Origin of the sequence: Aquabacterium sp., assembly GCF_035476535.1 — a bacterium.
Classification (GTDB): domain Bacteria; phylum Pseudomonadota; class Gammaproteobacteria; order Burkholderiales; family Burkholderiaceae_C; genus Pseudaquabacterium.
Genome location: NZ_DATILJ010000244.1, coordinates 1 through 26,542, shown reverse-complemented (window position 1 = coordinate 26,542; position 26,542 = coordinate 1). Strand labels below are relative to the sequence as shown.

Genomic DNA, 26,542 nt, shown 5'->3' with positions numbered 1-26,542 from the left:
CGCCAGCGCTCCTTCAGGGCGTGCCGTTGAGCCCGGTCTTGACGGCAGATGCCGCGGCGGCCGACTTCATCACCGCCGCACTGGCCGGCCGGTCCGCCGATTTGGCGCCCGCCTTGTCACCGAGCTGCACCACCCGCAGCGGCTGCGGCCCGCCGCGCATCAGGCGCGTTTGGCCGGCAATGACCAGCACGTCGCCGGCCTGCAGGCCTTCGAGGATCTCGACGCGGCCAGCCCGTCGGGCGCCGATGCGGGCTTCGATGCGCTCGCTCTGCTTGCTGTTGTTCGGTCCGTCGACGACCTTGATCAGGTACTGCTGGTTGCCCAGCGGCACCAGCGCTTCTTCCGGCACCATGATCGCCGCCTCGCGCACCGCGAACACGATGCGCGCCCGCGCAAACATCCCCGAGCGCAAGTCACCGGCGGTGTTGGCCAGCTTGGCCCGCACCAGCAAGGACCGGCCGCTGGCGTCGAGCTGCGAATCCACCGCCTCGACCCGCGCGGTATAGGCCTTGCCCGGCAGCGCATCGAGGTTGACCGAGACGACCTGTCCGGGCTTCAGCTGCGCCAGGTTGCGCTCGGGCAGGCGGAAATCGACCCACACCGAGGACACGTCCTCGACCTGCACGAGGTCGGCGCCGTCCTTCACGTAGTCGCCGATGTTGACGTTGCGGATGCCGACGATGCCGTCGAAGGGCGCGGTGACCTTCATGCGCTGCAGCTGCGCCTGGGCCAGCGTGACCTGGGCTGCGGCCACCTCCAGCGTGGCCTGCGCCTGGTCGACGACGCTCTGGCTGACGAAGTTCTGCGCCACCAGTTCGCGGTTGCGTTGCAGGTTGGTGCGCGCGATGCTGGCCTGGGCCTGGGCCTGCAGCAGCTGCGCGTGTTGCAACGCATCGTCCAGCTGCACCAGCGGCTGGCCGCGCTTGACGCGCTGGCCATCGGCAAAACCGAGCTTGAGGATGCGCCCGCTGACCTCGGGCCGCAGCATCACGCCCTGATTCGAGCGCAATGAGCCGACCGCCAGCGCATCGTCTTCGAGCCGCACGCGTTCGGCCCGCCCGACTTCCACGGCCACCGGTCCACCCGCGCCGGCCGGTCCCCGCGACGCGGCGGCGCTGGCGGCCGCATTGACGCTGCCGGCACCGCTGGCAGCCGGCCGGTTCTGCAGCCACCAGGCCGCCAGCGCAGCGCCGGCCAGCGCCAGCACCACCATCGTCGTGTGAACCTTCTTCATCGCAGCTTCGTTTCAGCGGGTCGCACACTGTAACGTCGTATGAATGCCCCTTACTGCCAAGACTCGGCTAGGACGACCGACGCACGCTGTCGACACCGCGATTGGCGAGTTGATCGGCGCGCTCGTTGCCGGGATCGCCGGTGTGCCCGCGCACCCAATGCCAGCTGACGCTGTGCTGCGCCACCAGCGCATCAAGCTTCTGCCACAGCTCGACGTTCTTCACCGGTTTCTTGTCGGCGGTGCGCCAACCGCGTGTCTTCCAGCCGTGGATCCAGGTCGTGATGCCGTTCTTCACGTACTCGCTGTCGGTGTAGACGGCCACCGGCGTGGGCTTCTTCTTCAGCACCGACAAGGCCTCGATCACCGCGGTCAGCTCCATGCGGTTGTTGGTGGTCAGTGGCTCGCCGCCGAACAGCTCTTTCTCGTGCTCGCCCCAGCGCAGCCAGGCTCCCCAGCCGCCGGGGCCGGGGTTGCCCTTGCAGGCACCGTCGGTGTAGATCACTACCGTGTCACTCATTCCTGTCCTCTCGCATCCATGTCCATGTTGGCCACCACCGCGGGTGCGGAGGCCTTGTTGTTGCTCGTTTGTCGCCGCGTCAGGCCGACCAGCCGCATGCCCCGCACGCGCTTGACGGCCACCAGGCAATACACCGCGCCCAGCACCGGCCACCAGCGCTCGCCAGCGGCTTCGATCCACGGCCCGCGCTCCAGCCAGCGCTGGGTGCGGAAAGGCGGCCGCCAACAGCCGAAACGGCCGAGCTCGACTTCGAAGCCGAGCAGGCGCAGCCAGTCTCGCACCCGCCAGTAGCCGATGAATTCGCCAGCCTGCGGCAGGTACGGGCCACCGCCCAGACCCATGCGCTGACGCATGCGCGTCGCCCCCTGCCGCAGGCCCCACAGGCTGGTGGGATTGAAGCCGGTGATGACGATGCGGCCCTCGGGCACCAGCACCCGCTCCACCTCGCGCAGCGTGTCGTGCGCATCACGCGCCAGTTCCAGCGCATGCGGCAGGACCACCAGGTCCAGGCTGGTGCTGGGAAAGGGCAGCGCATCGAATTCACAATGCAGCGCCAGGCCGCCATGCGGCGCCAGCGTCGAAATGGATTCATCCACCGGCGGCAGGTCCAGCGGATCGGGCAGGAACAGCGAATCGCTGGCCAACCAGCGGTGCGGCATGCGGTTGGCACGCAGACCATCGAGCTCGCTCACGCCCAGCTGCAGCGCATGGAAGCCGAACAGATCGGCCACGTCACGATCGAACTGCGCTTGCTCCCAGGACAGCAGGTAACGGCCGGGCGGGCTTTTCAGCCACTGGGCCAACTCTATAATCGATGATTCGCGCGTCATGACACTGATCGCCCAGCCCGCCTACGTCGACAACCCAGCCTGGATGCGCACCGCTGGCCCATATGCCAGCGCGGCCGATCCAGGGGACACAGCCGGTGCCATCCGCAGCCGATGCACTGGATGCCAAGGGGCTCGCGCTGGCGGCCATTCTAGGGTCCGTTAACAGGAAGAACTGCATCCCATGACACGCCTGTACCGCCTGATTCCGCCGGCCCTGGCCGCCCTGCTGTTCACGGCTTGCGCCACGGCCCCGGCGCCGACAGTGCCCGCGCCGGAACCCGCGCCCGTCGTCATCGCCCCTGTCCCCGAAGTGCCGGCCCCCGCGCCGGCAGAGCCGGTGGCCAGCCCGGTCGCCGTGGCGCCGGCCGAGCCGGTGGCCATCGACCCGCTGCGTCCGCAGGTGCGCATCGACCCGAACGACGCGACCGCGCGCACTGACCTCTGGGGCCGCGTGCGCCAGGGCTTCGCCATGAACGATCTCGATGGCGACCTGGTGCGCAAGTGGGAACAGTGGTACGCGACGCGGCCCGACTACGTGCAGCGCATGACCGAGCGCGGCGGCCGCTACCTCTTTCACATCCTCGAAGAGCTGGGCAAGCGCGGCATGCCGACCGAGCTGGCGCTGCTGCCCTTCATCGAGAGCGCCTACAACCCGGAGGCGATGTCGCACGCCAAGGCCTCGGGCATGTGGCAGTTCGTGCCCGGCACCGGCCGCGATTTCGACCTGAAGCAGAACGTCTTCCGCGATGACCGGCGCGACGTGCTGGCCTCCACCCGCGCGGCGCTGGACTACCTGCAGGTGCTGCACACCATGTTCGGCGACTGGCAACTGGCGCTGGCCGCGTACAACTGGGGTCAGGGCAATGTGCAGCGCGGCCAGGCGCGCAACCTGAAGGCCGGCCTGGGCACCGACTACCTGAGCCTGCGCATGCCCGATGAAACGCGCAACTACCTGCCCAAGCTGCAGGCGGTGAAGAACATCGTGCAGCGGCCCGAAGCCTTTGCGCTGACGCTGCCGGCCCTGCAGAACCACCCGTACTTCCTGACGGTGCCGATCCAGCGCGACATCGATGTCGACCTTGCCGCGCGCCTGGCTGGGCTGCCGCTGGACGAGTTCAAGCAGCTGAACCCGCAGATGAACAAGCCGGTGATCCTGGCCGCCGGCACGCCGCAGGTGCTGCTGCCCTACGACAACGCCAACACCTTCGTGCGTGCCCTCGGCGAGCACAAGGGCACGCTGGCCAGCTGGACCGCCTGGGTGGCGCCCAAGACCTTGAAACCGGCCGATGCGGCGCGGCAGGTCGGCATGAGCGAGCCGCAGTTGCGCGACGTCAACCGCATCCCTGGCGGCATGCTGGTCAAGGCCGGCTCGACGCTGCTGGTGCCGCGCGACAACAAGCGCCATGACGACGTGGCCGAGCATGTCGCCGACCACGCGATGCTGGCGCTGGCGCCCGACCGGCCGCCGCTGCGCCGCGTGAGCTTCAAGGCCGGCAAGAAGGGCGACAGCGTGGCGGCCGTGGCCAAGCGCTACCGGCTCAACCCGACCCAGGTGGCGCAGTGGAACAAAACTTCACCGCAAGCCAGCTTCAAGCCGGGCCAGGCCATCATGGTCATGATGGCCAACGCGCCGGCGGTCAGCAGCAAGCCTGTGCGCGTGGCGGCACGGGCAGCCAGCACCACCGGCAAACGCCTGGCCAAGCCGGCGGTGGCTGCGCGCACACGCGTCGCGCGGGACTGAATCGGCCGCGGCGCGCGGATTCAACTCCCTCGGAGGGCCTGACGCGAAGCGGCAGGTTTTGGGGGTACTCAGTGGCGATCTGACAGCGCGTGAGCCAGCGTCGACAGATCGACGTACTCCAGTTCGCTGCCGGCCGGCACACCGCGGGCCAGCCGTGTCACCGACAAGCCCTGAGCCTTCAGCGCCTGCGCCAGCACATGCGCCGTGGCCTCACCTTCGGCCGTGAAGCCTGTCGCCAGGATCACCTCCTGCACCACCCCGTCGGCAGCCCGCTCCAGCAGTGCCTGGATGCCGATGTCGGCAATGCCGATGCCGTCCAGCGGGCGCAGCCGCCCCATCAGCACGAAGTACAGGCCCCGGTAGCTGCCGGTGCGCTCCAGCGCGGCCTGGTCCGCCGGCGTTTCGACGACCAGCAATTGCCGCGCATCGCGCGAGCCATCGAGGCAGGTGCTGCACACCGCCGCCTCGGTGAAGGTATGGCAGCGCTCGCAGTGGCGTATGCCTTCCGAGGCTGCCTGCAGCGCCACGGCCAGCCGCCGTGCCCCTTCGCGGTCATGCTGCAGCAGATGAAAGGCCATGCGCTGCGCGGACTTGACGCCGACACCGGGCAGGCGCCTCAAGGCTTCGATCAGCGCATCGAGACTGCGCTCGGTCACTGCTTGCGGGTGCTCAGAAGGGGAACTTCATGCCGGGAATCTGCGGCATGCCGGCGGTGAGCTTGCCCATCTTTTCCTGCGTCGTGACCTCGGCGCGGCGCACTGCGTCGTTGATCGCCGCGGCAACCAGGTCCTCGAGCATGTCCTTGTCCTCGGCCAGCAGGCTGGGGTCGATGGTCACACGCTTGACGTCGTGCTTGCAGGTCATCTGCACCTTCACCAGGCCGGCGCCGGACTGGCCCTCGACCTCGATCGTGGCGAGCTCGTCCTGTGCCTTCTTCAGGTTGTCCTGCATCGCCTGGGCCTGTTTCATCAGGCCGGCCAACTGGTTCTTCATCATGGTAGGGGGGTCCTCGGTTCGGAAACGGGTTTGATCGACCCGGGCACGATGCGGGCGGTGCGGAACTGTGCCATCAGCGCACACACCGCCGGATCGCCCTGGATCAGCTGTTCGGCCTCACGCTGCGCGGCCTCACGTTCGGCGGCATCGCGGCGGGCCAGCGAATCGGCCGCCACGCCGGCTTCGAGCTCCAGACGCAGCGTCGGTTCAGCAGCGGCTTGCAGCGCCGCCTGCAGCTTGTCGCGCAGGGCGGCAGTGCGCAGCGATTCGCGCTCGACCCGCAGGCGCCAGATGCTGTTGCCGTCACGCTGCTCGACAGCCACCAACTCGGCCTGCAAGGCCAGTTCACGCACCAGCGCAACGATGCTGCCGCCGGCCAGCACCGGACGCAGCAACTCGGCCCAGCGGTCACCCAGCGGCGTGGTGACCACCACGATGCCGGGCGGCGGCGGCGAACTGGCGGCCGGCTCGGCGGGGGCTGCCGATTCGCCAGACGCCTCGGCCTCGTCGGGCAGCGCATCGTCCAGCCAGGGCGGCAACTCATCCTTGGGCTGCGACTGCGGCGGTGGCGCGGGAACAGGTTTGGGCGGCGATGGCGGCACCACGGCAGCGGCCGGTCGCGGCAACGGCGGGTGGGATGCCGGCAAGGCCTTCGGCGGCGGCGCCACCACAGGCCTGGCCACGGTGGAGAGCCTGGCCTCGCGCGGCGCGGCCTGCAACGGCGCCGCACGTGTTCCGGCGCCAACTGGCGCCGGACCCGCCGGAGGAAACGCCAGCAGGCGCAGCAGCACCATCGTCAAGGCCGCGTAGTCGTCCGATACCAGGCTCAACTCCGCACGGCCATGCAGCACGATGCTGTAGAGCAGCTGTGTCTCGTCGGCCGGCAACTCGCCGGCCAGCTGGCGCGCGCCGGCGGTATCGGGATCGGTGTCGTCCAGCGCGCCGGGCACCGCCTGCTCCACCGCCATCTGCTGCAGCAGCCCGGCCATTTCTTCCAGCGTACCGGCGGCCGACAAGCCGTGCGAGCGCAATTCGTTCACGGTGGCCAGCACGGCCGCGCCGTCACGCACGGCCAGCGCCTGCACCAGGCGCGCGGCATGCTGGCGGTCGACGCTGCCGAGCATCGTCCGCACACCGGCTTCCTGCAACTGCCCGGCGCCGTAGGCAATGGCCTGGTCGGTGAGCGACAAGGCATCGCGCATCGACCCCCGCGCGGCACGCGACAACAGGCGCAACGAGCCGGCATCCACCGGCACGTCCTCAGCCTGCAACACCGCCTGCAAATGCGCGTGCACCACTTCGGGCGGCATCGGCCGGAGGTTGAATTGCAGGCAGCGGCTCAGCACCGTCGGCAGCATCTTCTCCGGATCGGTGGTAGCCAGCACGAATTTCAGGTAGTCCGGCGGCTCTTCCAGTGTCTTCAGCAGCGCGTTGAAAGCGTCCTTGGTGAGCTGGTGGGCTTCGTCGATCATGAAGACCTTGAAGCGGCCGACGCTGGGCTTGTAGGCCGCACGCTCGATCAAGTCGCGGATCTCGTCGATGCTGCGGTTCGACGCGGCGTCGAGTTCGATGTAGTCGATGTAGCGATCGGCATCGATCTCGGTGCAGGCCATGCACTGGCCGCAGGGCTGGGCGGTGACGCCGCCGCTGCCGTCGGGCCCGGTGCAATTGAGGCTCTTGGCCAGGATGCGGCTGACCGTGGTCTTGCCGATGCCGCGGGTGCCGGTGAACAGGTAGGCATGGTGCAGCCGACCGCTGGACAGCGCATTGCCCAGCGCCTGCACCACGTGCTCCTGCCCGACCATCTGATCGAAGCTGCGGGGCCGGTACTTGCGGGCCAGGACGACGTGACTCATGGTCTCATTCTACGGGTCGGGTTCGCGCCCTCCGGCTGCCAAACGGCAGTCGGGGCCGGGCGTCGGCTCGCCGATAATCCGGGCCATGAAACCCATCGCCACCGAGACGCAAAGTGCCACGCTCAGCTACGAGCAGGCCGGCGTCAACTACGACCTGATCGATCCGCTGAAGGTCAGCGCCCAGCGCGCCGCGGCAGCCACGGCGGGGCATCTGGCCGCCCATGGCTTCAGTGAGGTCAAGGCCTCGCGGGGCGAATCGGCGTACGTGGTCGACGTGGGGCCGTTCTACATCGCCTCCATCGTCGAATGCCTGGGCTCCAAGGCCATGGTGGCCGACGAAATGGCCACGCTCACCGGCAAGAGCTGGTACGAAGGCATCGCGCAGGACACCATCGCGATGGCGGTCAACGACCTGATCACGGTCGGCGCCACGCCGCTGGTGGTGCAGGCGTACTGGGCTGCCGGCGGCTCCGACTGGTTCGGCGACGCGCAGCGTGCGCAAGCGCTGGTGGCCGGCTGGAAGAACGCCTGCGATGTGTGCGGCGTGGCCTGGGGCGGCGGCGAGACGCCGGCGCTGGCCGGCATCGTCGAGGCCGGGCGCATCGACCTGGCGGCCTCCTGCACTGGCCTGATCAACCCGAAGGAACGCCTGTCGGTGGGCGACAAGCTCGCCGCGGGCGACGCCATCGTGCTGCTGGATTCCAGCGGCATCCACGCCAACGGCCTGAGCCTGGCGCGCAAGCTGGTCGAGCGCCTGCCGCAGGGCTGGTTGACGCCGGTGCTGCCCGGCCTGAGCTACGGCGAAGCGCTGCTGGCCCCCACCCTGCTGTATTCACCGGTGACCGAGGCGTTGTGGCGTGCCGGCATCGTGCCGCACTACTGCGCCAACATCACCGGCCACGGCTGGCGCAAGCTGCTGCGCCACCCGGGCAGCTTCACCTACCGCGTTCACACCGTGCCCGAGGTGACGCCGGTGCTGCGCTTCATCCAGACCCATGCCCACCAGGACGACCGCGAGGCCTACAGCACGCTGAACATGGGCGCCGGCTTCGCGATCTTCGTGGCGGCCGGTGACGCACAGCGCACGGTCGACATCGCCCTGGCCCAGGGCATCGGTGCGCGGATCGCCGGAACGGTCGAGGCCGGACCGAAGCAGCTGTTGATCGAGCCGCTGAACATCCGGTTCGGCGACGACGACTTGCAGCTGCGCTGAGCACCGCGATGCCCAGGGCCGGTGGGCGGCCCGGACGGTCTGCCGTGATGCAGCCATCGCGGCCGGCGGCCTCGCCTACAATCGGCAGTGACGGGCCTCCTCGCATGGAAGCGCGGCCAACCGGGTCAGGTCGGGAACGAAGCAGCCCCAACCGTTGCAACCAGTGCCGAGGGCAAGGCTCGTCACCCTCCCCCCTTCTCCATCGACTTGCTGTCGCCAGCCCCATCGGCTGCGTGAAGCGCGAAAGTGCGGCATCGGCGCAACGCTTTGATGTTCCGCGCCGCAGCCAGTGGCGCTGCGGCAGGCCTGAGTCAACCCGCGTGACAGTGCGACGTTATGATGATGGATAGACGCCTCGCTCCCTTCCGCAGTGCTCCCGCGTGAAGGCGTATCGACCAGATGAGGGTTGATGGTCCGAGCGTTCTGGCTCCATCGCGTAGTGTCCATATACCCTCAAAATCCAACCAGGAGTTGCTGATGAAGATGAAGACTGCTCTCTCGCTGATCGCCGCCGCCGTGGCCATGCTGGCACAAGGCGCCTACGCGCAATCCGCTTCGGCGCCCACGCGCGCTGAAGTCAAGGCCGAAACCAAGGCCGCCGTGAAGGAAGGCAAGACCGCCCCGGCCGGCGAAGCCACCGCGGCTGCTCCCGCTGGCGGCAAGTCCGACAAGGCCCGCGCCGATGTCAAGGCCGACACCAAGAAGGCCGTGAAGGAAGGCAAGACGCCGAAGGCCGGCGAAGCGGGTGCCACGGCAACTGCGGAAGCCAAGTCCGACAAGTCGCGCGCCGAAGTCAAGGCCGAGACCAAGAAGGCCGTGAAAGAAGGCGCCACGACGCCGGCAGGCGAAGCGACCAAGAAGTAATCGCTTCTCCGCTGTACGTGGAATCAAAAGGCTGCCCATCGGGCAGCCTTTTTTCATGGCGCGGCCTGCCTCAGCCCACTTGGCGGAAAGCCATCACCGCCTGATTGCGCAAAGTGCGCAGCAAGGCCAGTTCACGTTCGCCGAGCGCCAGTTCGCCAGGCGCTGCCTTATCACCGTAGATCAGCGCAAACGGCGCGTTCTTCATCGACATCGGCAGCAGCAGGAACGATGCCGCGTTGACCTGCTTGGCATACCAGGACGGCAGGCGCTGCGCGATGTGCGTGGCCCTGGCGTCCGAAATGAGCGTGTCCGCACCCTTGAGGCACACGGCACTGAACAGATCCGGCGTCGCGCCCTTGCGCAGGTCGACGCTGAAGGCCTTGGCCGCCACATCGGCCTGGGCGCCGAGGCCGAAGCGGCCCTGCAGCATGCCGCTCTTCGCATCCCGCAGACAGAACACCACGCGCTGGAAACCCATGCTGCGGTACATGGTCTCGAGGATCATGCGCAGCACCTCGTTGAGCCTGAACTGCTCGCTGGCCATGGTGTTGGTGATGTCCTGGATGCCCGCAGCCAGCAGTTCAGCCACGCGTTCGGGCGGCACCAGCACCAGCGTTGGTGCATGCGCAGCTTCGGCGATAGGGGCCGGTGCAGGCATCGGAATCGTCGCCTGCAATTCATAGGGCGACAGTGAATCGCCAGCGTCCTGGGGTGCCACCTTGGCAGTGGCCGTCAACAGGCGCAGCGCCGCACTGCCGCTGGGCAATTGCAAGCCCATGGCCGGCGCCAACTGGGCCAGCTTCTGGCGTGCCGCGGCAGCCGCGGCCAGCAGATCCTTGCTGCCCAGGGCCAGGGCCTTGCCAAAGCGCTCGGCCACCGCGCTCAGCTTGCCGTCCAGTTGTTCGGGTTCACTGCGCAGGATCGCATCGGCTGCCTCGTTCGCCGCCGCCGACAGCCAGCGCAGACGCTCGGCCCCCCGCTCCACCGCGCGGTTGGGCGGCTCGGTGTCCGGCCGGCGCATGCAGCGCTGCAGCCCCTCCGGCAGACCCCAGGAGCGCGCGACACCCAGGCCCAGTTGTTCGAAGCCGATACCGAGCACACGCTCGGACACACTTTCGGCCGAAGGCAGCGCCGCATCGCCACGCTGCGCCTTGGGCTGCAATTGCTCGCGGATGCTTTGCGCTTCTTCGGGGAAGTAGTACTCGGTGAGCAGTCGGCCCAGGTTATGGAACATCGCCCCCAGGAAGGCTTCTTCGGTGTCGCGCGCCACGGGCGACAGTTCGCTGGCCAACTGGCCGGCCATCAGCGAACGCAGGAATTCCTCGCGCAGGCGGATGGCATGGCCCTTGTCCTTCATGTGCTCCAGCAGCACCAGCGACAAGGCCATGTTGCGGATGCCGGCAAACCCCACCAGCGCCACCGCGCGCGACACGGTGCTGATCGAGCCGCCGCCCGCGCTGCTGTAGTGCACGGTGTTGACCATGCGCAGCAGCTTGTTGGTCAGCGCCACATCCTTCAGGATTTCGCCGGCCAGGCTGTTCAGGCTTTCGTTCTCGGAGGTGGCGATGCGCTGGATGCGCACCACCGAATCGCTGAGCGTCGGGAAGTCGCTCTTGTGGCGCATGCGGCGCAACAGGAACTCCAGCGTGCCGTTCGACGCACCACCGGCCGCGCCCTCGCCCTGCTGCGGCTGCAGCCAGGCCTGCAGCGCATCGCGCATGGCGCTGGCACTGTCGAAGCGCATCGTCGCATCGCGCGCCAGTGCACGCTGGACCACCGCACGCAGTGCATCGTCGATCTGCACGCCGTCGGGCAGCGCCATGTCCTCATTGACCACGCGGTGCAGGGCGCGGTACGGATCCTTCTCGCGCAGCAAAGGCTTGCCGCAGAGCATCTCGGCCAGCACCATGCCGGCGGCGAACACGTCCATCAAGGGCGTGGGTGGCAGTCCGCGTGCCGCTTCAGGCGACATGTAGCCCGGCGTACCGATGATGCGGCCGTCGCTGGTGTCGGCCGCGCGGGCGGCGATGCCGAAGTCCATCACCCGGGCACGGCCGTCGGCATCGATCAGGATGTTCGACGGCTTCAGGTCACGGTGCACGATGCCATGTTCGTGGGCCACGCGCAGTGCATCCAGAACGCCCAGCAGCATCACGCCGGCATCCCGCGCGGCCATCGCGCCCTTGCGCTTGAGCACATCGGCCAAGGTGTGGCCACGCACCAGTTCGAAGACGAGGTAGGGCTGCCCGTTGTGTTCGTCGGCCTCGAACACCGGCACGATGTGCGGGTGTGACAGCCGGCTCACCGCGCGCGCTTCGTGCAGCCATTGGCTCACGGCCACCGTGTCGGCTTCCGGGTTCAGCAGCTTCAGCGCCACGTCGCGGTCCAGCCGCTCGTCATGCGCACGCCAGACAGTGGCTTGCGCGCCCCGCCCCAGTTCTTCGGCCAGCTTGAAGCGGCCCACCCGGCGCCCTGGGCGCACGGCCATGCCGGTTGCGGTCAATGCAGGCCTCCGAGTTGCGAGGCACGCGCCGCGTCATCCTCTTCGGAGCCCGGGGCAATGCCCTGTGCCGACAGCTGGATGTCGCGCAGCGAGACGCCCAGCGTCCGTGCATAGCGCTGCGCCACGCGCTGGAATGCGCTCACCTGCAGGTGTGGCGGCAAGGCCGTGGCATCCACCACCTCGTTGGCGCAACAGGCGGTCAGGCGCAGCACTTCATCATCGGTTTCGGCTGAACGGATCGGGCTGCTGGTCGCAACTCGGCGGGCCATGTGCAGGACCGTGTCGTCCAGGCCCCACTGGCGCGCCACGGCAGTGCCCAGCGCCTCGATGTCGGTGCCGAGCACCGCGAACGCGGCGCCCTCTTCGCTCATGCCGGGTTCATCGGGTTCGCCCGCCTTGGCGGCGGGGGCCGGCTGCATCAGGCGGCGGATCTGCTGGGCTTCATCGGGAAAGTGGTACTGCACGACCAGGCGGCCCAGGTTCTGCAACAAGGCCAGCAGGAACACCACCTCGGCGTCGTAGCCGGCCGGGCGCAGCCATTGCGCCATGCGCGCGGCACGGCGCACGCGGTCGAGCAGACGTTCAAGGTCAGCGGCATGGCTCTCGCTCAGCGGACCCGGCCAGGCGCGCAGCGACAACGCGGCGCGGCGCACGCCGTCCAGCCCCAGCATCGCAATCGTGCGGCGGATGGTCAGCACCGGGCCGCTGCCGGCGGCCATCGCGCCGCGCACCTGCGCGCTGTTGACCATGCGGATCAGCTCGAAGGCCAGTGCCGTGTCCTGCAGCACGATCTCGGCGAGTTCGATGGTGCGTTCACGCTCCATCAGCGCCAGCCGGGCGGCGCGCGCAGCGCCGCCAGGCACCGAGGGCAGCACACCGGCCGCGCGAATACGGTCCTGCAGCAGGCTGATCGGCCCGCCGCCGTGATCACCTTCGCTGGCGAACCAGCCTTCCAGCGCCCGCTCCAGCGTGCGCGCATTGCGGTAGCGCTGGCGTTCCTGACGATCTGTGGCGCGGTTGACGATGGCACGCAAGGCCTCGGGAATCTGGTGGGCCGTGTCCCAGGGCAGGCGCACCATGTCGCGGCCCGCCGGTGGCAGCCGCTCGATGATGCTGGAGACATCGACCTGCTCCAGCGCCGGCTGGCCGGCCAGGGCATGGTGCATGAGCAGGCCGAAGGCCAGCACGTCGCGCTCGGCCGCCTGGCGTTGCCCTTGCAGCGTGCCGGGGTTGACAGCAAGTTCATGGCTGGCGATCGCCACGCCCAGCCCCATCACGCGGCAGGGGCCGCCATCGGCGATCAGCAGCATCGTGGTCTGCAAGTCGTGATGCGCCACGCCAGCCTCATGCGCAAAGGCCAGGCCCTGCAAGGCCTGCAGCGCACGGGGTACGAACTCCTGTGCCGGCATGCCTTTGCTGCTGAGCGCCTCGGCCAGCGTGACGGCGTTGCCGCGGTCGTAGGTGATGTAGGGCCACTGCTCGTGTTCGCCGACCTCGACCACATGGGCCAGCGACGGGTGGTCGATGCGGGTGGCCTTGCGCGCTGTCTGGCGCCAGCGTTCGAGGGCCGCCGCGTCGCCCGGTCGCTGGCGCGGCATGGCCAGCACCAGTTCCTGCTCGTTGCGCGGATCGGCCACCAGCCACAGCATCGTGCGCGCACTCTTGCCGATCAGCTGCAGCAGCTGGAAACGACCGAAGTTGCGCACGGCGTTGGGCCGGGCAGTTGGGGGTTGGACCGAAGACGAAGCGGGCATGGGCACGAAGGCGGTGATGCAGCCGATTGGACCCAAGACCGGCTCGCCATGATGGCCGAAACAGCCGGGTGAAGGGGCGCCAGATCGGTCGGGGAGCAGGCCGGCTACAGCGTCACCAGCCGGCCGCCGCCGGCGATGAAGGCCGCTCGCACCGTCTCGCCGGGCTGCAGCGCGGCGACGGCAGCCTGGTAGCGGCGCAACTGGTCCCGGTTGCCGGCCAGCTGCTCCGGCGCCGCGTTGAGCTTGTAGTCCAGCACCCACCAGCAGCCGTCGGCCTTCAGCTGCACCAGGCGATCGATGCGCAGGCAGGCACCGTCCACCGCCACCGGCACCTCGTTGCCGGCCCATTGCAGCGCGGCGGGGTCGAAGAAGGCCGCCAGCGCAGGCGACTGCAGCACGCGGGAGGCCGCCTGCAGCACCGTGGCCACTTCGTCGTCCGGCACGCCGAAGGCCTGTGCAGCGGCGCGGGCCAGCTCGGCGGGTTCGCCTGGCGGCCGGCCGGGTTGCGCGGCCCATTCCAGCAGGCGGTGCACAGCTTGGCCGAGGCGGGCCGCGGCCTCGTCGTCGGCAGCGGGGCGGCTTGGGCGCGACAGCGTGGCAACGGCCGGTGGGGCGGCAGGCAGGACGCACACGCTCGGCGCTTCACTGTCGTTGACGCTGCCGCCCGCGGCATGCGGCGACCACACCGTGGCCAACGGTGCCAGCCGGGGCCACCAGGCCGCCGGACTTGCGCTGCGTGCGGGCGTGCGGCTGACGACCAGACGCTGGCGCGCGCGGGTCATGGCCACGTACAGGACATTGAGATCCTCCCGCGCGCTCAGCACCGCTTCGGCTTCGTCGAGCGCACGCAGGCTCGGTGGGCAGCGGTGCTCGTTGGCGACGAAGGCCACGCAGGCCGGCGCGCGCTCATGCAAGGGCCAGTCGACCATCAGGCCCGCCTGGCCGGCCCGTGGCGGCTCGGCATCCGCATCGAGCACGAACACCGTCTCGGCTTCGAGGCCCTTCGCGCCGTGCACTGTCAGCAACTGCACGGCCCCGGCCTGTGCCGGCGCGGTGATGCGGATCGGCCGCTGGCGCAAGGCACGCACCACGTTGTAGGGCGTTGCATAGCGGCCGCCATCCAGCGCCAAGGCCTGCGCCAGCAGCGCCTGCACCGCCTGGCTGGCCAGGCCCCGACGCTCCGGCCGTGCAGCGGCCACCAGCCGCGCCAGCACATCGGCCTGGTGCACGATGCGGTCCAGCAGATCGTGCGGCGGCAACACCGGCAGCACGGTGCGCCAGCCGGCCATCAGCGTGCGCGCGCGCGCCAGTGCGGGCGGTGCGTCAAACCAGTGGTCCAATGCGCCGGCCCAGGTCTGGCCCGTCGCGCGGGCGCGCTGCGACAAGGCCAGCAACTCGTCATCAGCGGCCGCGAAGATGGGGCTCTTCAGGGCCTGCGCCAGCGCCAGGTCGTGGCTCGGTGAGGCCAGCGCGTCCAGCAAGGCCATCAGGTCCAGCGCCTCCGGCAACTCGGCCAGCAACAGGTCTTCGGCGGCCATGCAGGGCGCCTGGCGCAGGCGCAGTTCCTCGGCCACCAGCGCCAGGCTGGCCCGCTTGCGCGACAGGATCATGATGTCGCCCGGCGCCTCTCCCGCGGCCAGCAGTTCCACCACGGCCGCGGCCACCTGCTCGGCTTCAGCGCGGCGAAACAGCTGCTCGGGCTCGACGCGCCGCATCGTCAGGGAATCGCGCCAGGTCGTCGACGCGGCAGCGCCCGGGCGGCTGCGCGCCGAACGCTCGGCTTCCGGCAGCGCCAACAGCGCCGGTTGCGGGCCGTCGCTGACCTCGGTGCTGTGCAGGCGATAACCGGCAAATTCACCCGCCTTCGCCGCAGTGTCGAACACCGCGTTCAGCGCATTGATCACGCCGGGCGCATTGCGGCGGGTGTGGTCGCATTCGAGCAGCACGCCACCCAGGCCGGTGGCCACGAAGGCCCGCGCCGCCTCGAACACACGCGGTTCGGCGCGACGGAAGCGGTAGATGCTTTGCTTCGGATCGCCGACGATGAACACCGCCGGCGGCCGCTGCCCGCTGGCGCCGCCGCCGGCCCCGGCATAGGACGACAGCCAGGCCGACAGCGCGTGCCACTGCAGCGGGCTGGTGTCCTGGAACTCATCGATCAGCACCTGCCGGATGCGCGCGTCCAGCCGTTGCTGCACCCACCCGGACAGCACCGGGTCCGACAGCAGCGCCAGCGCGCAGCGCTCCAGGTCCGGCATGTCGGCCAGCGCACGGGCCCGTTTCAGATCGCGCCAGGCCTGCAGCAGCAGCCTGGCCAGCCGCAGCATGCGCAGGTGGTCGAGCCGGGCCTGGTGCTGGTCGAGTTCGTCGCGCAGGGCCTGAAGTGCATCGACCGCCGCGCCGAACTCGGGCATATCGCCGAGTTTTTGCGCTTCGCCCTTCTGGGTGAACAGCGCGGACCAAGCAGCGTCGAAGGCGGCTTGTGGATCGGTTTGCTCCAGCGCCTGACGCAGCGCCGCGCCGGCATCACGCGGCCGCTTGTTCTTGTGGGCCCCCAACGTGCGGGCGGCGGCATCGAGCACGGCACGCAAGCCCGGGTCGTCGCGCAGGCGGGCTATGGGCGGCTGGCCATCGGTGCGCGCCGGCGGCACGGAGGTTTCAGCGCGCCCAGCTTCGTCGGCCAGTTCGATCTCGATGCGCTTGGCCAGCGCCACGTCCAGCCAGGCCGCCAGCCGATTGCGGCCATGCTGCTCCAGCAGCGCGGTGTAGTCGACCAGCGCGGCGGGATCGTCGGCGACCGCGGCATGGAAGCGGCGCATCAGTTCGGGCCGCAGTTCGCTGGTGTCTTCGACCAGGCTCATGCCCGACTGCAGGCCCAGCCGGTCCAACAACTCATGCGGCGCCGCGCGCATCAGCTGCGAGAACCAGGCGTGGAAGGTGTGGATGTCCACGGCGCGGCCGCCGGCCAGCACCTTGTCGTGCAGCGTGGCCAGTGTGGGTTCCAGCCGCCGCGCCTGCACCTCGTCGAGCCCACGATCTCGCAGCGCCTGGATGCGCTGGTCGGGCGTCGCCAGCGCGTACTCGGCCAACCAGCCCTGCAATCGCTCGCGCATTTCGCCGGCCGCCTTGCGCGTGAAAGTGATGGCCAGGATCTCGTGCGGCTGGGTGCCCTCCAGCAAGGCACGCAGCATGCGGGATACCAGCATCCAGGTCTTGCCAGCGCCGGCGCAGGCCTCGACCACCACGCTGCGCGCGGGATCGCAGGCGATGGCGTAGAAAGCTTCGCGGCTGCAGGGCTGGCCGTCGGCCCGATAGGCCGCAACGGGAGCGGAGGTGCCGGCAGGTGTCATGCGGGATCGTCGTCTGGACGGTTCGACCAATGGTCACGGCGGCACAGGCCACGCGCTTCGCAGAATTCGCAGGCCATGCCCTCACCCAGGGCCAGCAGCGGGGTGCCCTGCCCCAGCCGGGCCCATTCGTCGGCCAGGCCGGCCAGCAGGGCCTGCGCGCTGCTCACCACATCCGGATGCGGCACATCGGTGATCGCCTCGCGCTCGTCCAGCGCTACATAACCCGCAGACAGCGCGGGAGGCAGTTCTTCGTCGCACAACATCTGCGCGGCATAGAAGGCCAGCTGCGTGTCTTCGAGCGGCTGCTTCACCTTGGCCTGCAGTGAACGCAGGCTGCCAGTCTTGTAATCGATGACCTGCAATTCGCCGCTGTCGTGGCGATCGAGGCGGTCGATGCGGCCGCGCAGCTGCAGGCCTTGCAGGATGTCGGGCAGGCAGGTCTTGTCCAGTTCACCGGCGGCGTAGCGCCAGCCCTGGGCATCGCGTTGCGCCAGCCACTGCAGATAGCGCTGCGCGAACGCCGGCATGCCGGCGCGAAACGGCAGCATTGCCGGCCCATCGAGCTGACTCTCGGCGGCCACCTCATCGGCCAGTGCCAGCAGGCGCTGATGTTCCTCGGCCGGCGGCCGGCCGGCAGTCCGCTCGTCGTGGAAACGCTGGAGCACGGCATGCAGCAGGCTGCCGAAGTCACGCTTGCCGGGGTCCAGCGCCAGCTCTTCCACCTCCGTCAAGCGCAGCACCGAGCGAGCGTAGAAGCGATAGGGGCAGGTGCGCAAGGCCTCCACCGCGCTGGCACTCACGGCGTTGGGCAATGCCCCGGCCGCGCTGGGCTTGGGTGGGTACACCGGCGCGGCCTGCAGGCATTGCTGCGCCAGCGGGGCGTCGATCTCGGGCAACGGCGACAGGCCTTGCGCGTGCCGCGCCAGCTGCAGCCGCGCCACCCAGGGCGACGGGCCCAGATGCTCGTCTCCATCGGCCAGGCGCCGCACCAGCAGCAGTTGCGGATGGCGCAGCAGCTGCGCGAAGCCCAGCACGGCGCGGCGCGCACGGGCTTCCCGGTCCGGCATGCCGATGGCACGCAGCAAGGCTTCACCCAGCAAGGCCGGCGCCGGTGGCGGTGGGCCCAGCGTGCGCTCGTCGGCACCGGGCAGCACCACGGCGCCGAAGGGCCGCAGCATCGCGCGGGCCAGCGGCGTGATCAGCACCTGCGCGGCGTCCCGATCAATCGCCGGGATGTAGCTGCCGGCGGCCAGCGCCGCGTCCACCCAGGCGGTGAACTCGTCGAAGCCCATCAGCGTGGCGTCGACATCGCTGCGTGCCGAGGCGCTGTCCAGGCGCAGTGCTTGCCACACCGCGCGCGCGGCGGCATCGCTGCTCCAGCGCTGGGCCGAGGGGCCTTCGATCAGCAACTGGCGCAAGGCCTGCAGCCAGGCGGCCAGCGATTGGCGCCGCGGCACGGCGAACGCCCGCCAGCGCGCCTGGCAGATCTCCCAGCGCTCGAGCGCGCGCAACAAGCGCATGTGGCGTGCATCGGGCGCACCGCCCCGGCGCCAGTGCGCTTCCAGCACATCGATCCAACCAGCCTCATCGGGGCCGGCCTCGGCCTTCAATCCATCAAGGTGCGCATCGGCATTTGCGGCGGGATGCGCGGCACGCAGCAGCGCCATGACATGCGCCGCGGCACGGGTGGTGGACAAGGTCCAGCCGGACTCGTCGGCAATCACCACACCGGCACGTTCGAGCAAGGCGCGGACGCGGCGCACCCGCAGGCGGTCCTCGGCGACCAGGGCCACCGGCGCCAGGCCTTGCTGCAGCGCCTGGATCACGGCGGTGGCGGCCGCCAGCGCCTCGGTCTCGGCATCGATGGCGCGCCACAGGCGTGGCGCTTGCGGCGGCAATTCCTGGAACAAGGCCTGCGGTGCCGCGTCGGCCGCCAGCACCAGCACCGGCGTGCCGCGCTGCGCAGCGTCATGCAGCAGCGCGCCGGCCAAAGCGTCATCACCGCCGGCCGAGAGCAACAGCCAGGCCGACGGCCGCAGATCGAACAGCCGGTCGGTGGCGACGTCGCCGCCCAGCGCCGCCCACTCCAGTGCCAGGCGCGCCAGGGCCCCGGTCAGACTTTGCGACACGGCGCCTGGGCCGATGGTCGCTTCCAGCGCCACCCTGGCCTGCGTCCACCAGGCGGCGCGGTCCTGCGGCGCCTGTGCACACGCACCGCGCAGCAGCGCGTGTGTCGCCTGCACCACGTCGTCCACGGCCTGGTCGAATGCGGCCGGGTCGCGCCGTCGCCACTCGTTGACACCGGCCACCGAGCCCAGCAGCCCGGCGGCCAGCAAGCGGTCGATCGCCAGGTCGCCGCTGGGCGCGCCGGCCGCGGGGTCCGGTGCCGGACCCAGCGAGCCCGCCAGCGTCTGCACGGTTTCAATGCGCGGCTGCCAGCCGCCCTGCTCGGCGAAGGCCTGGCGCGCCAGCGGCAGCAGTTCGGCAAACGGCAGCAGGAACACGGCGTCGCGTGCCGGCAACTGGAGACCTTGCATCCAGGCTTGCGCCTGACAGGGCAGCTCGCGCCACAGCTCGGCCGGCGTCAGGCTTGTTGAAAGATGGATCTGGTCTATCGTGGCCATAGCGACTGTCCGGAGTGTCGCCGACAGCGTGGGCAAGGCCTTTGTGTCAGAATTCTTCGGGCCGTCTTCGAGGGTCGTCTTCGAAGGCAGACTTCGAGGGCGTTCGCCCCAAGGAAACGCGATGAGCAGTGAACTGATCAAGCACGTCACCGATGCGACATTCGATGCCGACGTGCTGAAGTCCGGCACCCCCGTGCTGGTGGACTACTGGGCCGAGTGGTGCGGTCCGTGCAAGATGATCGCTCCGATCCTCGACGAGACCGCCAAGGAATTGGGCAGCCGCCTGCAGGTGGCCAAGTTGAACGTCGACGAGAACCGCGACGTGCCCGCCAAGTACGGCATTCGCGGCATTCCGACGCTGATGCTGTTCAAGGACGGCCAGCTGGCCGCCACCAAGGTCGGCGCATTGTCCAAAGCCCAGTTGACGGCATTCCTCGCCCCGCACCTATAATCTGCGCATTGCAGCGGGTGGTGTCGTCAAAAGCGCACCCCCGCCGCCGCAGGATCTGCCACCACGCCCCCTGAGCCCCAAGCTCGGGCCAAGCGCGTGGGTTCCGGCCACCACCCCAGCGCCATTGTTGTACTCCGCCAACTGCGGAGCCTGTCGCAACGGTTCGTGCCCGGTTTCCGGCTCTGTGTCCCTGGCAAGGCGCATGGCCCACCACCCGAGGGTGATTCCCCGATATGCATCTCTCAGAACTGAAGGCGCTCCACGTCTCCGAACTCATCACGATGGGCGAGGCACTGGAGATCGACAACGTCGCTCGACTGCGCAAGCAGGAGCTGATGTTCGCCATCATGAAAAAGCGCGCCAAGGGCGGCGAACAGGTGTTCGGCGACGGCGTGCTGGAGGTGTTGCCGGACGGCTTCGGCTTCCTGCGCTCGATCGAAGCCAGCTACATGGCGTCGACCGACGACATCTACCTCTCGCCCAGCCAGATCCGCCGCTTCAACCTGCACACCGGCGACATGATCGAAGGCGAAGTGCGCGTGCCCAAGGACGGTGAGCGTTATTTCGCGCTGGTCAAGGTCGACCGCGTGAATGGCCTGACGCCCGAGGAGAGCAAGCACAAGATCATGTTCGAGAACTTGACGCCGCTGTTCCCCAAGGAACAGTTCAAGCTCGAACGCGACATCAAGCTCGAAGAGAACGTCACCAGCCGCATCATCGACCTGATCGCGCCGATCGGCAAAGGCCAGCGCGCGCTGCTGGTGGCGCAGCCGAAGACCGGCAAGACGGTGATGATGCAGCACATCGCCCATTCACTGGTCGCCAACCACCCCGAGATCCACCTGATCGTGCTGCTGGTCGATGAGCGGCCCGAAGAAGTGACCGAAATGCAGCGCACCGTGCGCGGCGAGGTCATTTCCTCCACCTTCGACGAACCCGCAGCCCGCCACGTGCAGGTGGCCGAGATGGTGATCGAGCGCGCCAAGCGCCTGGTCGAGCTGAAGAAGGACGTGGTGATCCTGCTCGATTCGATCACCCGCTTGGCGCGGGCCTACAACAACGTGCTGCCTTCTTCCGGCAAGGTGCTGACCGGTGGCGTCGACGCCAATGCGCTGCAACGCCCGAAGCGTTTCTTCGGCGCGGCCCGCAATGTCGAAGAAGGCGGCTCGCTGACCATCATCGGCACCGCGCTGATCGATACCGGCAGCCGCATGGACGAAGTGATCTACGAAGAGTTCAAGGGCACCGGCAACTGCGAAATCCACCTGGATCGCCGCATGGCCGAGAAACGCGTCTACCCGTCGATCCTGATCAACAAGACCGGCACGCGCCGCGAAGAGTTGCTGCTGAAGCCCGAGATCCTGCAAAAGACCTGGATCCTGCGCAAGCTGCTCTACAACATGGACGAGATCGAGGCGATGGAATTCATCCTCGACAAGATGAAGGCCAGCAAGAACAACCTGGACTTCTTCGACATGATGCGGCGCGGTGGGTGAGCATCGACCGCTATAATCTTGGGTTTACCGCAACTGGCAAGTGCCCGGCATGGTGCCGAGTGGCTGCCGACATTGCAGCGAGAGGTTTCGTATGAAAGAAGGCATTCACCCCAACTACCGCGACGTCTGCTTCGTGGACCTGTCCAACGGCTTCAAGTTTGTCACCCGCTCGACGGTGCAGACCAAGGAAACCGTCAAGATGGACGATGGTCGCGAGCTGCCGCTGGTGAAGCTGGAAACCACCAGCGAAACCCACCCCTTCTACACCGGCACGCAAAAGAGCATCGACAGCCTTGGCGGCCGCGTCGAGAAGTTCCGCAACAAATTTGCGCGCGTGGGCATCACCAAGAAGTCGGCCTGACTGCCGGCGGGATGCAACCCCACGATCAGGGCAGCCTCGGCTGCCCTTTTTGTTGCCTGCCCTTCATGATCGGCCCGTGACGCCGCTGCCCAACCCCGCCCTGGTCACGCGAGACGCCGCCCGCCGGCTGCCGCGATTGGCCTTGCTGGCTTTTTGTGCAGCCTATGTACTGCCCGGTCTCTTCGGCCGCGACCCCTGGCGCGGCGCCGACCTGAATGCCTTCGGCCAGATGCTGGCCATGGCCGAGGGCCGCATCTCATGGTTGGTTCCGGCGCTCGGCGGCGTGCCGACCGAAGCGTCGCTGCTGCCGCACTGGATAGGCGCTATCAGCATTGCGGCGCTGTCGCCCTGGCTGGATGCCGCGGTGGCCGCGCGCCTGCCGTTTGCGCTGCTGCTGGTGCTGACGCTGGTTGCCGTGTGGTACGCCTGCTTCAACCTGGCCCAGACCGAAGCAGCCCAGCCCCTGCCCTTCGCCTTCGGCGGCGAGGCCAGCCCCCAGGACTATGCGCGTGCCGTGGCTGACGGCGCCTTGCTCGCGTTGATCGCCACGCTGGGGTTGCTGCAACTGGGCCATGAAACGACACCGGAACTCGCACAACTGGCCGCGTTGGCCTGCTACCAATGGGCCTTGTCCGCTGTGTCATCGCGCCGCTGGATGGCACGCCTGGGTGCGCTGGCCGCGCTGCCGGCGCTGGCGGCCAGCGACGCGCCGGCGATGGCTGCGGCCATCGGCCTGGGGAGCGTGCTGCTGTGCTGGCGTGCTGAAGGTGGCACGGCGCAGCAGCGCTTCATGCCCTGGGTCGCTGCAGCCACTCTGCTGGCGGTGCTGGTGGCGTGGCCGGTGCACGCCTGGCGCTGGCGCCTGGGCGCACCGATCGAGCCGGTGCAATTGCTGCGGTTGTTCGTCTGGTTCCTCTGGCCAGCCTGGGCCTTGGCCTGCTGGACGCTGTGGCGCTGGCGCAATCACCTGGGGCAGCTGCATCTGGTGGTGCCCCTGTTGTCGGTGGCCGTCGCGCTGTTCACCAGCATCGCCATGGGCGGCTCGGACCGCGCCTTGATGCTCGCGCTGCCGGGCAGCGCGATCCTCGCCGCTTTCGCGTTGCCGACATTGCGCCGCAGCACTGCGGCGGCAATCGACTGGTTCTCGGTGTTCTTCTTCTCGCTGTGCGCGCTGACGATCTGGGTGGTCTACCTGTCCATGCAGACCGGTGTGCCAGCCAAGCCGGCGGCCAACATCGTGCGCCTGGCCATCGGATTCAAGCCCCAGTTCTCGCTGACGGCGCTGCTGCTGGCGTTGGCTGCCAGTGCGGCCTGGATCGGCCTGGTGCGCTGGCGCACGGGCCGTCACCAGACGGCCTTGTGGAAGAGCCTGGTGCTACCCGCCGGCGGCGTGGCGCTGTGCTGGCTGCTGCTGATGACCTTGTGGCTGCCCTTGCTGGACTACGGCCGCAGCTACCGGCCTTTGATGGCGCGCCTGCAGCGCTGGCTGCCCGCGGGCGAGTGCGTCGCGGCGCCGGGCGCCACGCCTTCGTTGGTGGCCGCGCTGGAGTACCACGCACGTCGCACGGTCGACGCCGACACCCGCGCCGCCGCAGGGCGCTGCCCAGTGCTGGTCCAGGTGCAACGCGGCACACAGCGCATCATCGGCCCGCCGGGTTGGGACGAGGTTGCGCGCGAACCCCGGCCCACCGACCGCCACGAATGGCTGGTGGTCTACCGCCGCGGCGGCACGGCGCAACTCAGGTCGACAACAGCGCCGGGCTGAGCGGCTGGGGCTGGCCGCTGCGCACGCGGCCAGCGGGCAGCAGCAGGCGGAAGCGCGAGCCCTTGCCCGGTTCGCTGTCGATGTCCAGTTCGCCGCCGTGACGCTGCATTACATGCTTGACGATGGCCAGGCCCAACCCGGTGCCGCCCGTGTCGCGTGAGCGACTGCCGTCGACGCGGTAGAAGCGCTCGGTCAGCCGCGGCAGGTGTTCCCGCGCGATGCCGATGCCGCTGTCGCGCACGTCCAGCTCGCCACTGCCGTCGGGCCGCAGTTGCCAGCCCACCGTGATGCGACCGCCTTCGGGCGTGTAGCGCACGGCGTTCGTCACCAGATTGGCGATGGCGCTGAGCAGTTCGGCCTCCGTGCCGGCAATCTCGGCGCTGCCGGCATCGGCCACGGACAAGACATGCCGCCCGCCGGACAGCGTGCGCGCATCGGCCTCCACGCGTTGCAGCAGGCCCTTCAGCAGCACCCAGCGGTCCGCCGGCGGGCGCGGGCTGCCCTCCAGCTGGGCGAGGATCAGCAGATCGGACACCAGCACCTGCATGCGGTCGGTCTGCTGCTGCATCAGCTTCAGCACGCGCTGGCGCTCCACTTCGGTCAGCGGCAGGCTGGCCATGGTCTCGATGAAACCGGCCAGCACGGTCAGCGGCGTGCGGATCTCATGCGAGACATTGGCCACGAAGTCGCGCCGCATCGCCTCCGTGCGCAGCCTCTCGGTCACGTCCTGCGAGATCACCAGCTTGTTGCCTTCTCCATAACGTCTGATCAGCACGGCCAGAGTGCTGGTGTGGCCGGGCCCGGCAAAGCTCACGGCCTGCTCCCAGTCGCCGCTTTGCAGGTAAGCGACGAAGGCCGGCGTGCGCACGAGGTTGGTGATCGGCTGGCGCCGATCCCGTTGCGCATTCAGGCCCAGGTGGTCGGCCGCAACGGCATTGCTCCATTCGATCTGGTCGTTGGCATCGAGCAGCAGCACGCCGTTCGGCGAGGCTTCGATGGCCGACAGGAACTGCGCCAGCTGCTCACGTTCCTGCGCCAACTCACGCTCACGCAAGCGCAGCGCCCGCTCGATGCGGTAGCCCAGTTCACCCCACATCCCGGCGTCGCGTGGTGCGTCGCCCTCTTGCGCGCCGCGCAGCCAGCGCATCAGCCGGTGGCCGCGCAGCGCATCGATCAGCACCACCAGCGCGATGCCCAGGGCGGCACCGATGGCCGAGGCCACCGCCGGCAGCTTCAACCAGTCGCCGATCACGAAGCCGATGCCGGTGCCCAGAGCCAGTGCGGCCAGCGTGACCAGCAGCCGCGGCAACAGCCAGTTCATCGTCGTGTGACCCTCACGCCGTCGTGACGCCCGCCTGCTGCGTCAGCCGATAACCGGCGCCGCGCACGGTTTCGATCATCCAGGACTTGTCGCCGGGCGCCAGCGCCTCGCGCAGCCGCTTGACATGCACGTCGACCGTGCGCTCCTCGATGAACACGTGGTCGCCCCATACGCGGTCGAGCAGCTGCGAGCGGCTGTGCACGCGCTCCGGATGCGTCATCAGGAAGTGCAGCAAGCGGAACTCGGTCGGCCCCATCTTCAGCTCACGCTCGCCGCAGCTGATGCGGCGTGTCGATGGATCCAATCGAAGACCGGCGACCTCGACCACTTCGTCCAAGGCCTCGGGCGCCTTGCGCCGCAGCACGGCACGGATGCGCGCCATCAGCTCGTTGGTCGAGAACGGCTTGGCCAGGTAGTCGTCAGCGCCGGCATCCAGCCCAGCCACCTTGTCGGCCTCTTCGCTGCGCGCGGTGAGCATGATGATCGGCAGTTCGCGCGTGCGCGCCGCGCCGCGCCACTGGCGGGCCAGGCTCAGGCCGGACTGGCCGGGCAGCATCCAGTCCAGCACCACCAGGTCGGGCAGCATCGCATCGATCTCGCGCTGCGCTTGTTCCGCCGTGGCGGCGATCGTCACTTCATGGCCGGCGTGGCGCAGGTTGATCGAGATCAGTTCGGCGATCGCCGATTCATCCTCGACCACAACGATGGTGCTCATGGTGTCGGCTCCTGTTCAGCGCACCAGGGTCTCGACCGCTTCGACCGGGTTGTGCCGGACGTCGGTGCCCTTGACCACATAAATGATGACCTCGGCCAGGTTCTTGGCATGGTCGCCAACACGCTCGATGGCTTTGGCGACGAACACCAGATCGATTGCCGACGAGATGGTGCGTGGATCTTCCATCATGTAGGTGATCAGTTTGCGCATCAGGCCTTCGAACTCCTGGTCGATCTGGTCGTCCTGCTTCAGCACCTCGAGTGCAGCACCGGTGTCCAGGCGCGCAAAGGCGTCGAGCGCCTTGCGCAACTGCTTGGTGGCCAATTCGGCTTCGAAGGCCAGGTCACCCACCGGCAGCCGCATGCGGCTGGACATGCCGGTGTTCAGCAGACGCTGCACCGTGCGGGCGATGCGCGCGGCCTCGTCGCCGATGCGCTCCAGGTTACCGATGGTCTTGGACACGGCAATCAGCAGCCGCAGGTCGCGTGCCGTGGGCTGGCGCCGCGCGATGATCGACGACAGGTCGCGGTCGATCTCCATCTCCATCGCGTTGACGCGCTGCTCCTGCTTCAGCACCTGGCCAGCGATTTCGCCGCTGAAGTTGGACAGCGCGTACACCGCCTGGGCGACCTGCGACTCCACCAGCCCGCCCATCTCCAGCACGCGGGTGGAAATGCCGCTGAGCTCGGAATCGAACTGCGTCGACAGATGTTTGTCAGTCATGGTGTTCTCCGCCGGCGTCAGCCGAAGCGCCCGGTGATGTAGTCCTCGGTGTCCTTGCGCTTGGGCTTCATGAACAGCTCCGAGGTGGGGCCGAACTCGATCAGGTCGCCCAGGTACATATAGGCGGTGTAGTCCGAACAACGTGCGGCCTGCTGCATGTTGTGGGTGACGATGACCACCGTGTAGTCGCTCTTCAGCTCGTGGATCAGCTCTTCGATCTTGCCCGTG

At 68.8% G+C, this 26,542-nt stretch carries 20 protein-coding genes, 1 other RNA gene and 1 pseudogene; 8 read left to right on the top strand and 14 right to left on the bottom strand.

The features are described 5' to 3' along the window. Nucleotides 1-13: 13 nt before the first annotated feature. From VLK61_RS24140 to VLK61_RS24130, 3 genes are all read right to left on the bottom strand, one after another. Nucleotides 14-1,234, bottom strand: a complete 1,221-nt coding sequence (locus VLK61_RS24140) for an efflux RND transporter periplasmic adaptor subunit (protein WP_325424769.1) — start codon at nt 1,232-1,234, stop codon at nt 14-16. Nucleotides 1,235-1,301: 67 nt separating this feature from the next. Then, complete coding sequence (gene rnhA / locus VLK61_RS24135; RefSeq protein ID WP_325424767.1) at nt 1,302-1,751, bottom strand: ribonuclease HI; 450 nt, start codon at nt 1,749-1,751, stop codon at nt 1,302-1,304. Beyond that, on the bottom strand, nt 1,748-2,581 hold the full coding sequence (locus VLK61_RS24130; protein ID WP_325424765.1) for a class I SAM-dependent methyltransferase: 834 nt from the start codon (nt 2,579-2,581) through the stop codon (nt 1,748-1,750). The genes rnhA and VLK61_RS24130 overlap by 4 nt, the downstream gene beginning before the upstream one ends. 181 nt (nt 2,582-2,762) lie before the next feature. Between VLK61_RS24130 and VLK61_RS24125 the strand changes: the two genes are divergently transcribed. Beyond that, on the top strand, nt 2,763-4,322 hold the full coding sequence (locus VLK61_RS24125; protein WP_325424763.1) for a transglycosylase SLT domain-containing protein: 1,560 nt from the start codon (nt 2,763-2,765) through the stop codon (nt 4,320-4,322). Nucleotides 4,323-4,390: 68 nt separating this feature from the next. Here the strand turns inward: VLK61_RS24125 and recR are convergent, their stop codons facing one another. The 3 genes from recR to dnaX are packed head-to-tail and all read right to left on the bottom strand — an operon-like array spanning nt 4,391 to nt 7,174. Beyond that, nucleotides 4,391-4,978: a recombination mediator RecR gene (gene recR / locus VLK61_RS24120; protein WP_325424761.1), complete on the bottom strand. Its 588-nt coding sequence runs from the start codon at nt 4,976-4,978 to the stop codon at nt 4,391-4,393. A 13-nt stretch (nt 4,979-4,991) separates the two neighbouring features. Next, a complete protein-coding gene (locus VLK61_RS24115) occupies nt 4,992-5,318 on the bottom strand; it encodes a YbaB/EbfC family nucleoid-associated protein (protein ID WP_325424759.1) in 327 nt (108 codons plus the stop codon). Next, on the bottom strand, nt 5,315-7,174 hold the full coding sequence (dnaX, locus tag VLK61_RS24110) for a DNA polymerase III subunit gamma/tau (protein WP_325424757.1): 1,860 nt from the start codon (nt 7,172-7,174) through the stop codon (nt 5,315-5,317). The genes VLK61_RS24115 and dnaX overlap by 4 nt, the downstream gene beginning before the upstream one ends. Nucleotides 7,175-7,259: 85 nt before the next feature. On the opposite strand from dnaX, the gene VLK61_RS24105 reads away from it, so the two are divergent. The 3 genes from VLK61_RS24105 (at nt 7,260) to VLK61_RS24095 (ending at nt 9,251) form a co-directional block, all read left to right on the top strand. Then, nucleotides 7,260-8,387, top strand: coding sequence for an AIR synthase related protein (locus tag VLK61_RS24105; protein ID WP_325424755.1), 1,128 nt, complete (start codon nt 7,260-7,262; stop codon nt 8,385-8,387). 89 nt (nt 8,388-8,476) lie between these two features. Next, nucleotides 8,477-8,574, top strand: an RNA gene (gene ffs, locus VLK61_RS24100) — signal recognition particle sRNA small type. 290 nt (nt 8,575-8,864) lie between these two features. Continuing rightward, nucleotides 8,865-9,251 carry a DUF4148 domain-containing protein gene (locus tag VLK61_RS24095; RefSeq protein WP_325424753.1) on the top strand — a complete coding sequence of 129 codons (387 nt, stop codon included), beginning with the start codon at nt 8,865-8,867 and terminating at the stop codon, nt 9,249-9,251. A 70-nt stretch (nt 9,252-9,321) separates the two neighbouring features. Here VLK61_RS24095 and VLK61_RS24090 read toward each other — a convergent pair whose 3' ends face one another. From VLK61_RS24090 to VLK61_RS24075, 4 genes are all read right to left on the bottom strand, one after another. Further along, nucleotides 9,322-11,739 (bottom strand): protein kinase domain-containing protein, encoded by a 2,418-nt coding sequence (locus VLK61_RS24090; protein ID WP_325424751.1) that lies wholly within the window; start codon nt 11,737-11,739, stop codon nt 9,322-9,324. 11 nt (nt 11,740-11,750) lie between these two features. Then, nucleotides 11,751-13,508 (bottom strand): serine/threonine protein kinase, encoded by a 1,758-nt coding sequence (locus VLK61_RS24085; protein ID WP_325424749.1) that lies wholly within the window; start codon nt 13,506-13,508, stop codon nt 11,751-11,753. A gap of 104 nt (nt 13,509-13,612) precedes the next feature. Next, nucleotides 13,613-16,858 carry a UvrD-helicase domain-containing protein gene (locus VLK61_RS24080; RefSeq protein ID WP_325424747.1) on the bottom strand — a complete coding sequence of 1,082 codons (3,246 nt, stop codon included), beginning with the start codon at nt 16,856-16,858 and terminating at the stop codon, nt 13,613-13,615. Then, nucleotides 16,855-19,482, bottom strand: coding sequence for a PD-(D/E)XK nuclease family protein (locus tag VLK61_RS24075; protein ID WP_325424745.1), 2,628 nt, complete (start codon nt 19,480-19,482; stop codon nt 16,855-16,857). Before VLK61_RS24075 ends, VLK61_RS24080 begins: the two co-directional genes overlap by 4 nt. A gap of 121 nt (nt 19,483-19,603) precedes the next feature. Here VLK61_RS24075 and trxA point away from each other — a divergent pair, with 121 nt between their 5' ends. The 4 genes from trxA to VLK61_RS24055 all read left to right on the top strand — a co-directional run bounded on the left by trxA (nt 19,604) and on the right by VLK61_RS24055 (nt 23,555). Continuing rightward, on the top strand, nt 19,604-19,933 hold the full coding sequence (trxA, locus tag VLK61_RS24070) for a thioredoxin TrxA (RefSeq protein ID WP_325424743.1): 330 nt from the start codon (nt 19,604-19,606) through the stop codon (nt 19,931-19,933). 233 nt (nt 19,934-20,166) lie between these two features. Beyond that, nucleotides 20,167-21,429 (top strand): transcription termination factor Rho, encoded by a 1,263-nt coding sequence (gene rho / locus VLK61_RS24065; RefSeq protein WP_325424741.1) that lies wholly within the window; start codon nt 20,167-20,169, stop codon nt 21,427-21,429. A 91-nt stretch (nt 21,430-21,520) separates the two neighbouring features. Next, on the top strand, nt 21,521-21,790 hold the full coding sequence (locus tag VLK61_RS24060) for a type B 50S ribosomal protein L31 (RefSeq protein ID WP_325424739.1): 270 nt from the start codon (nt 21,521-21,523) through the stop codon (nt 21,788-21,790). 76 nt (nt 21,791-21,866) lie between these two features. Then, nucleotides 21,867-23,555, top strand: a complete 1,689-nt coding sequence (locus VLK61_RS24055) for a hypothetical protein (protein ID WP_325424737.1) — start codon at nt 21,867-21,869, stop codon at nt 23,553-23,555. Here VLK61_RS24055 and phoR read toward each other — a convergent pair. The 4 genes and pseudogenes from phoR to VLK61_RS24035 all read right to left on the bottom strand — a co-directional run. Continuing rightward, nucleotides 23,530-24,876 (bottom strand): phosphate regulon sensor histidine kinase PhoR, encoded by a 1,347-nt coding sequence (phoR, locus tag VLK61_RS24050; protein ID WP_325424736.1) that lies wholly within the window; start codon nt 24,874-24,876, stop codon nt 23,530-23,532. The genes VLK61_RS24055 and phoR overlap by 26 nt on opposite strands. 13 nt (nt 24,877-24,889) lie before the next feature. Then, the gene (phoB, locus tag VLK61_RS24045) at nt 24,890-25,591 is read right to left on the bottom strand and encodes a phosphate regulon transcriptional regulator PhoB (RefSeq protein ID WP_325424734.1); all 702 of its coding nucleotides are present in this window, start codon (nt 25,589-25,591) and stop codon (nt 24,890-24,892) included. 15 nt (nt 25,592-25,606) lie between these two features. Continuing rightward, entirely contained in the window at nt 25,607-26,314 is a 708-nt protein-coding gene (phoU, locus tag VLK61_RS24040) for a phosphate signaling complex protein PhoU (RefSeq protein WP_325424732.1), read from the bottom strand. A 17-nt stretch (nt 26,315-26,331) separates the two neighbouring features. Beyond that, a pseudogene (locus VLK61_RS24035) lies at nt 26,332-26,542 on the bottom strand (phosphate ABC transporter ATP-binding protein); the annotation flags it as partial.

What these genes read in the sequence shown, in the direction of transcription:
- VLK61_RS24140 (WP_325424769.1), bottom strand. Translation starts at nt 1,234, where the DNA reads ATGAAGAAGGTTCACACGACGATGGTGGTGCTGGCGCTGGCCGGCGCT.
- phoB (WP_325424734.1), bottom strand. Translation starts at nt 25,591, where the DNA reads ATGAGCACCATCGTTGTGGTCGAGGATGAATCGGCGATCGCCGAACTG.
- rnhA (WP_325424767.1), bottom strand. Translation starts at nt 1,751, where the DNA reads ATGAGTGACACGGTAGTGATCTACACCGACGGTGCCTGCAAGGGCAAC.
- VLK61_RS24130 (WP_325424765.1), bottom strand. Translation starts at nt 2,581, where the DNA reads ATGACGCGCGAATCATCGATTATAGAGTTGGCCCAGTGGCTGAAAAGC.
- VLK61_RS24105 (WP_325424755.1), top strand. Translation starts at nt 7,260, where the DNA reads ATGAAACCCATCGCCACCGAGACGCAAAGTGCCACGCTCAGCTACGAG.
- VLK61_RS24095 (WP_325424753.1), top strand. Translation starts at nt 8,865, where the DNA reads ATGAAGATGAAGACTGCTCTCTCGCTGATCGCCGCCGCCGTGGCCATG.
- VLK61_RS24075 (WP_325424745.1), bottom strand. Translation starts at nt 19,482, where the DNA reads ATGGCCACGATAGACCAGATCCATCTTTCAACAAGCCTGACGCCGGCC.
- VLK61_RS24115 (WP_325424759.1), bottom strand. Translation starts at nt 5,318, where the DNA reads ATGATGAAGAACCAGTTGGCCGGCCTGATGAAACAGGCCCAGGCGATG.
- trxA (WP_325424743.1), top strand. Translation starts at nt 19,604, where the DNA reads ATGAGCAGTGAACTGATCAAGCACGTCACCGATGCGACATTCGATGCC.
- VLK61_RS24125 (WP_325424763.1), top strand. Translation starts at nt 2,763, where the DNA reads ATGACACGCCTGTACCGCCTGATTCCGCCGGCCCTGGCCGCCCTGCTG.
- VLK61_RS24080 (WP_325424747.1), bottom strand. Translation starts at nt 16,858, where the DNA reads ATGACACCTGCCGGCACCTCCGCTCCCGTTGCGGCCTATCGGGCCGAC.
- VLK61_RS24085 (WP_325424749.1), bottom strand. Translation starts at nt 13,508, where the DNA reads ATGCCCGCTTCGTCTTCGGTCCAACCCCCAACTGCCCGGCCCAACGCC.
- VLK61_RS24090 (WP_325424751.1), bottom strand. Translation starts at nt 11,739, where the DNA reads ATGGCCGTGCGCCCAGGGCGCCGGGTGGGCCGCTTCAAGCTGGCCGAA.
- dnaX (WP_325424757.1), bottom strand. Translation starts at nt 7,174, where the DNA reads ATGAGTCACGTCGTCCTGGCCCGCAAGTACCGGCCCCGCAGCTTCGAT.
- phoU (WP_325424732.1), bottom strand. Translation starts at nt 26,314, where the DNA reads ATGACTGACAAACATCTGTCGACGCAGTTCGATTCCGAGCTCAGCGGC.
- VLK61_RS24060 (WP_325424739.1), top strand. Translation starts at nt 21,521, where the DNA reads ATGAAAGAAGGCATTCACCCCAACTACCGCGACGTCTGCTTCGTGGAC.
- phoR (WP_325424736.1), bottom strand. Translation starts at nt 24,876, where the DNA reads ATGAACTGGCTGTTGCCGCGGCTGCTGGTCACGCTGGCCGCACTGGCT.
- rho (WP_325424741.1), top strand. Translation starts at nt 20,167, where the DNA reads ATGCATCTCTCAGAACTGAAGGCGCTCCACGTCTCCGAACTCATCACG.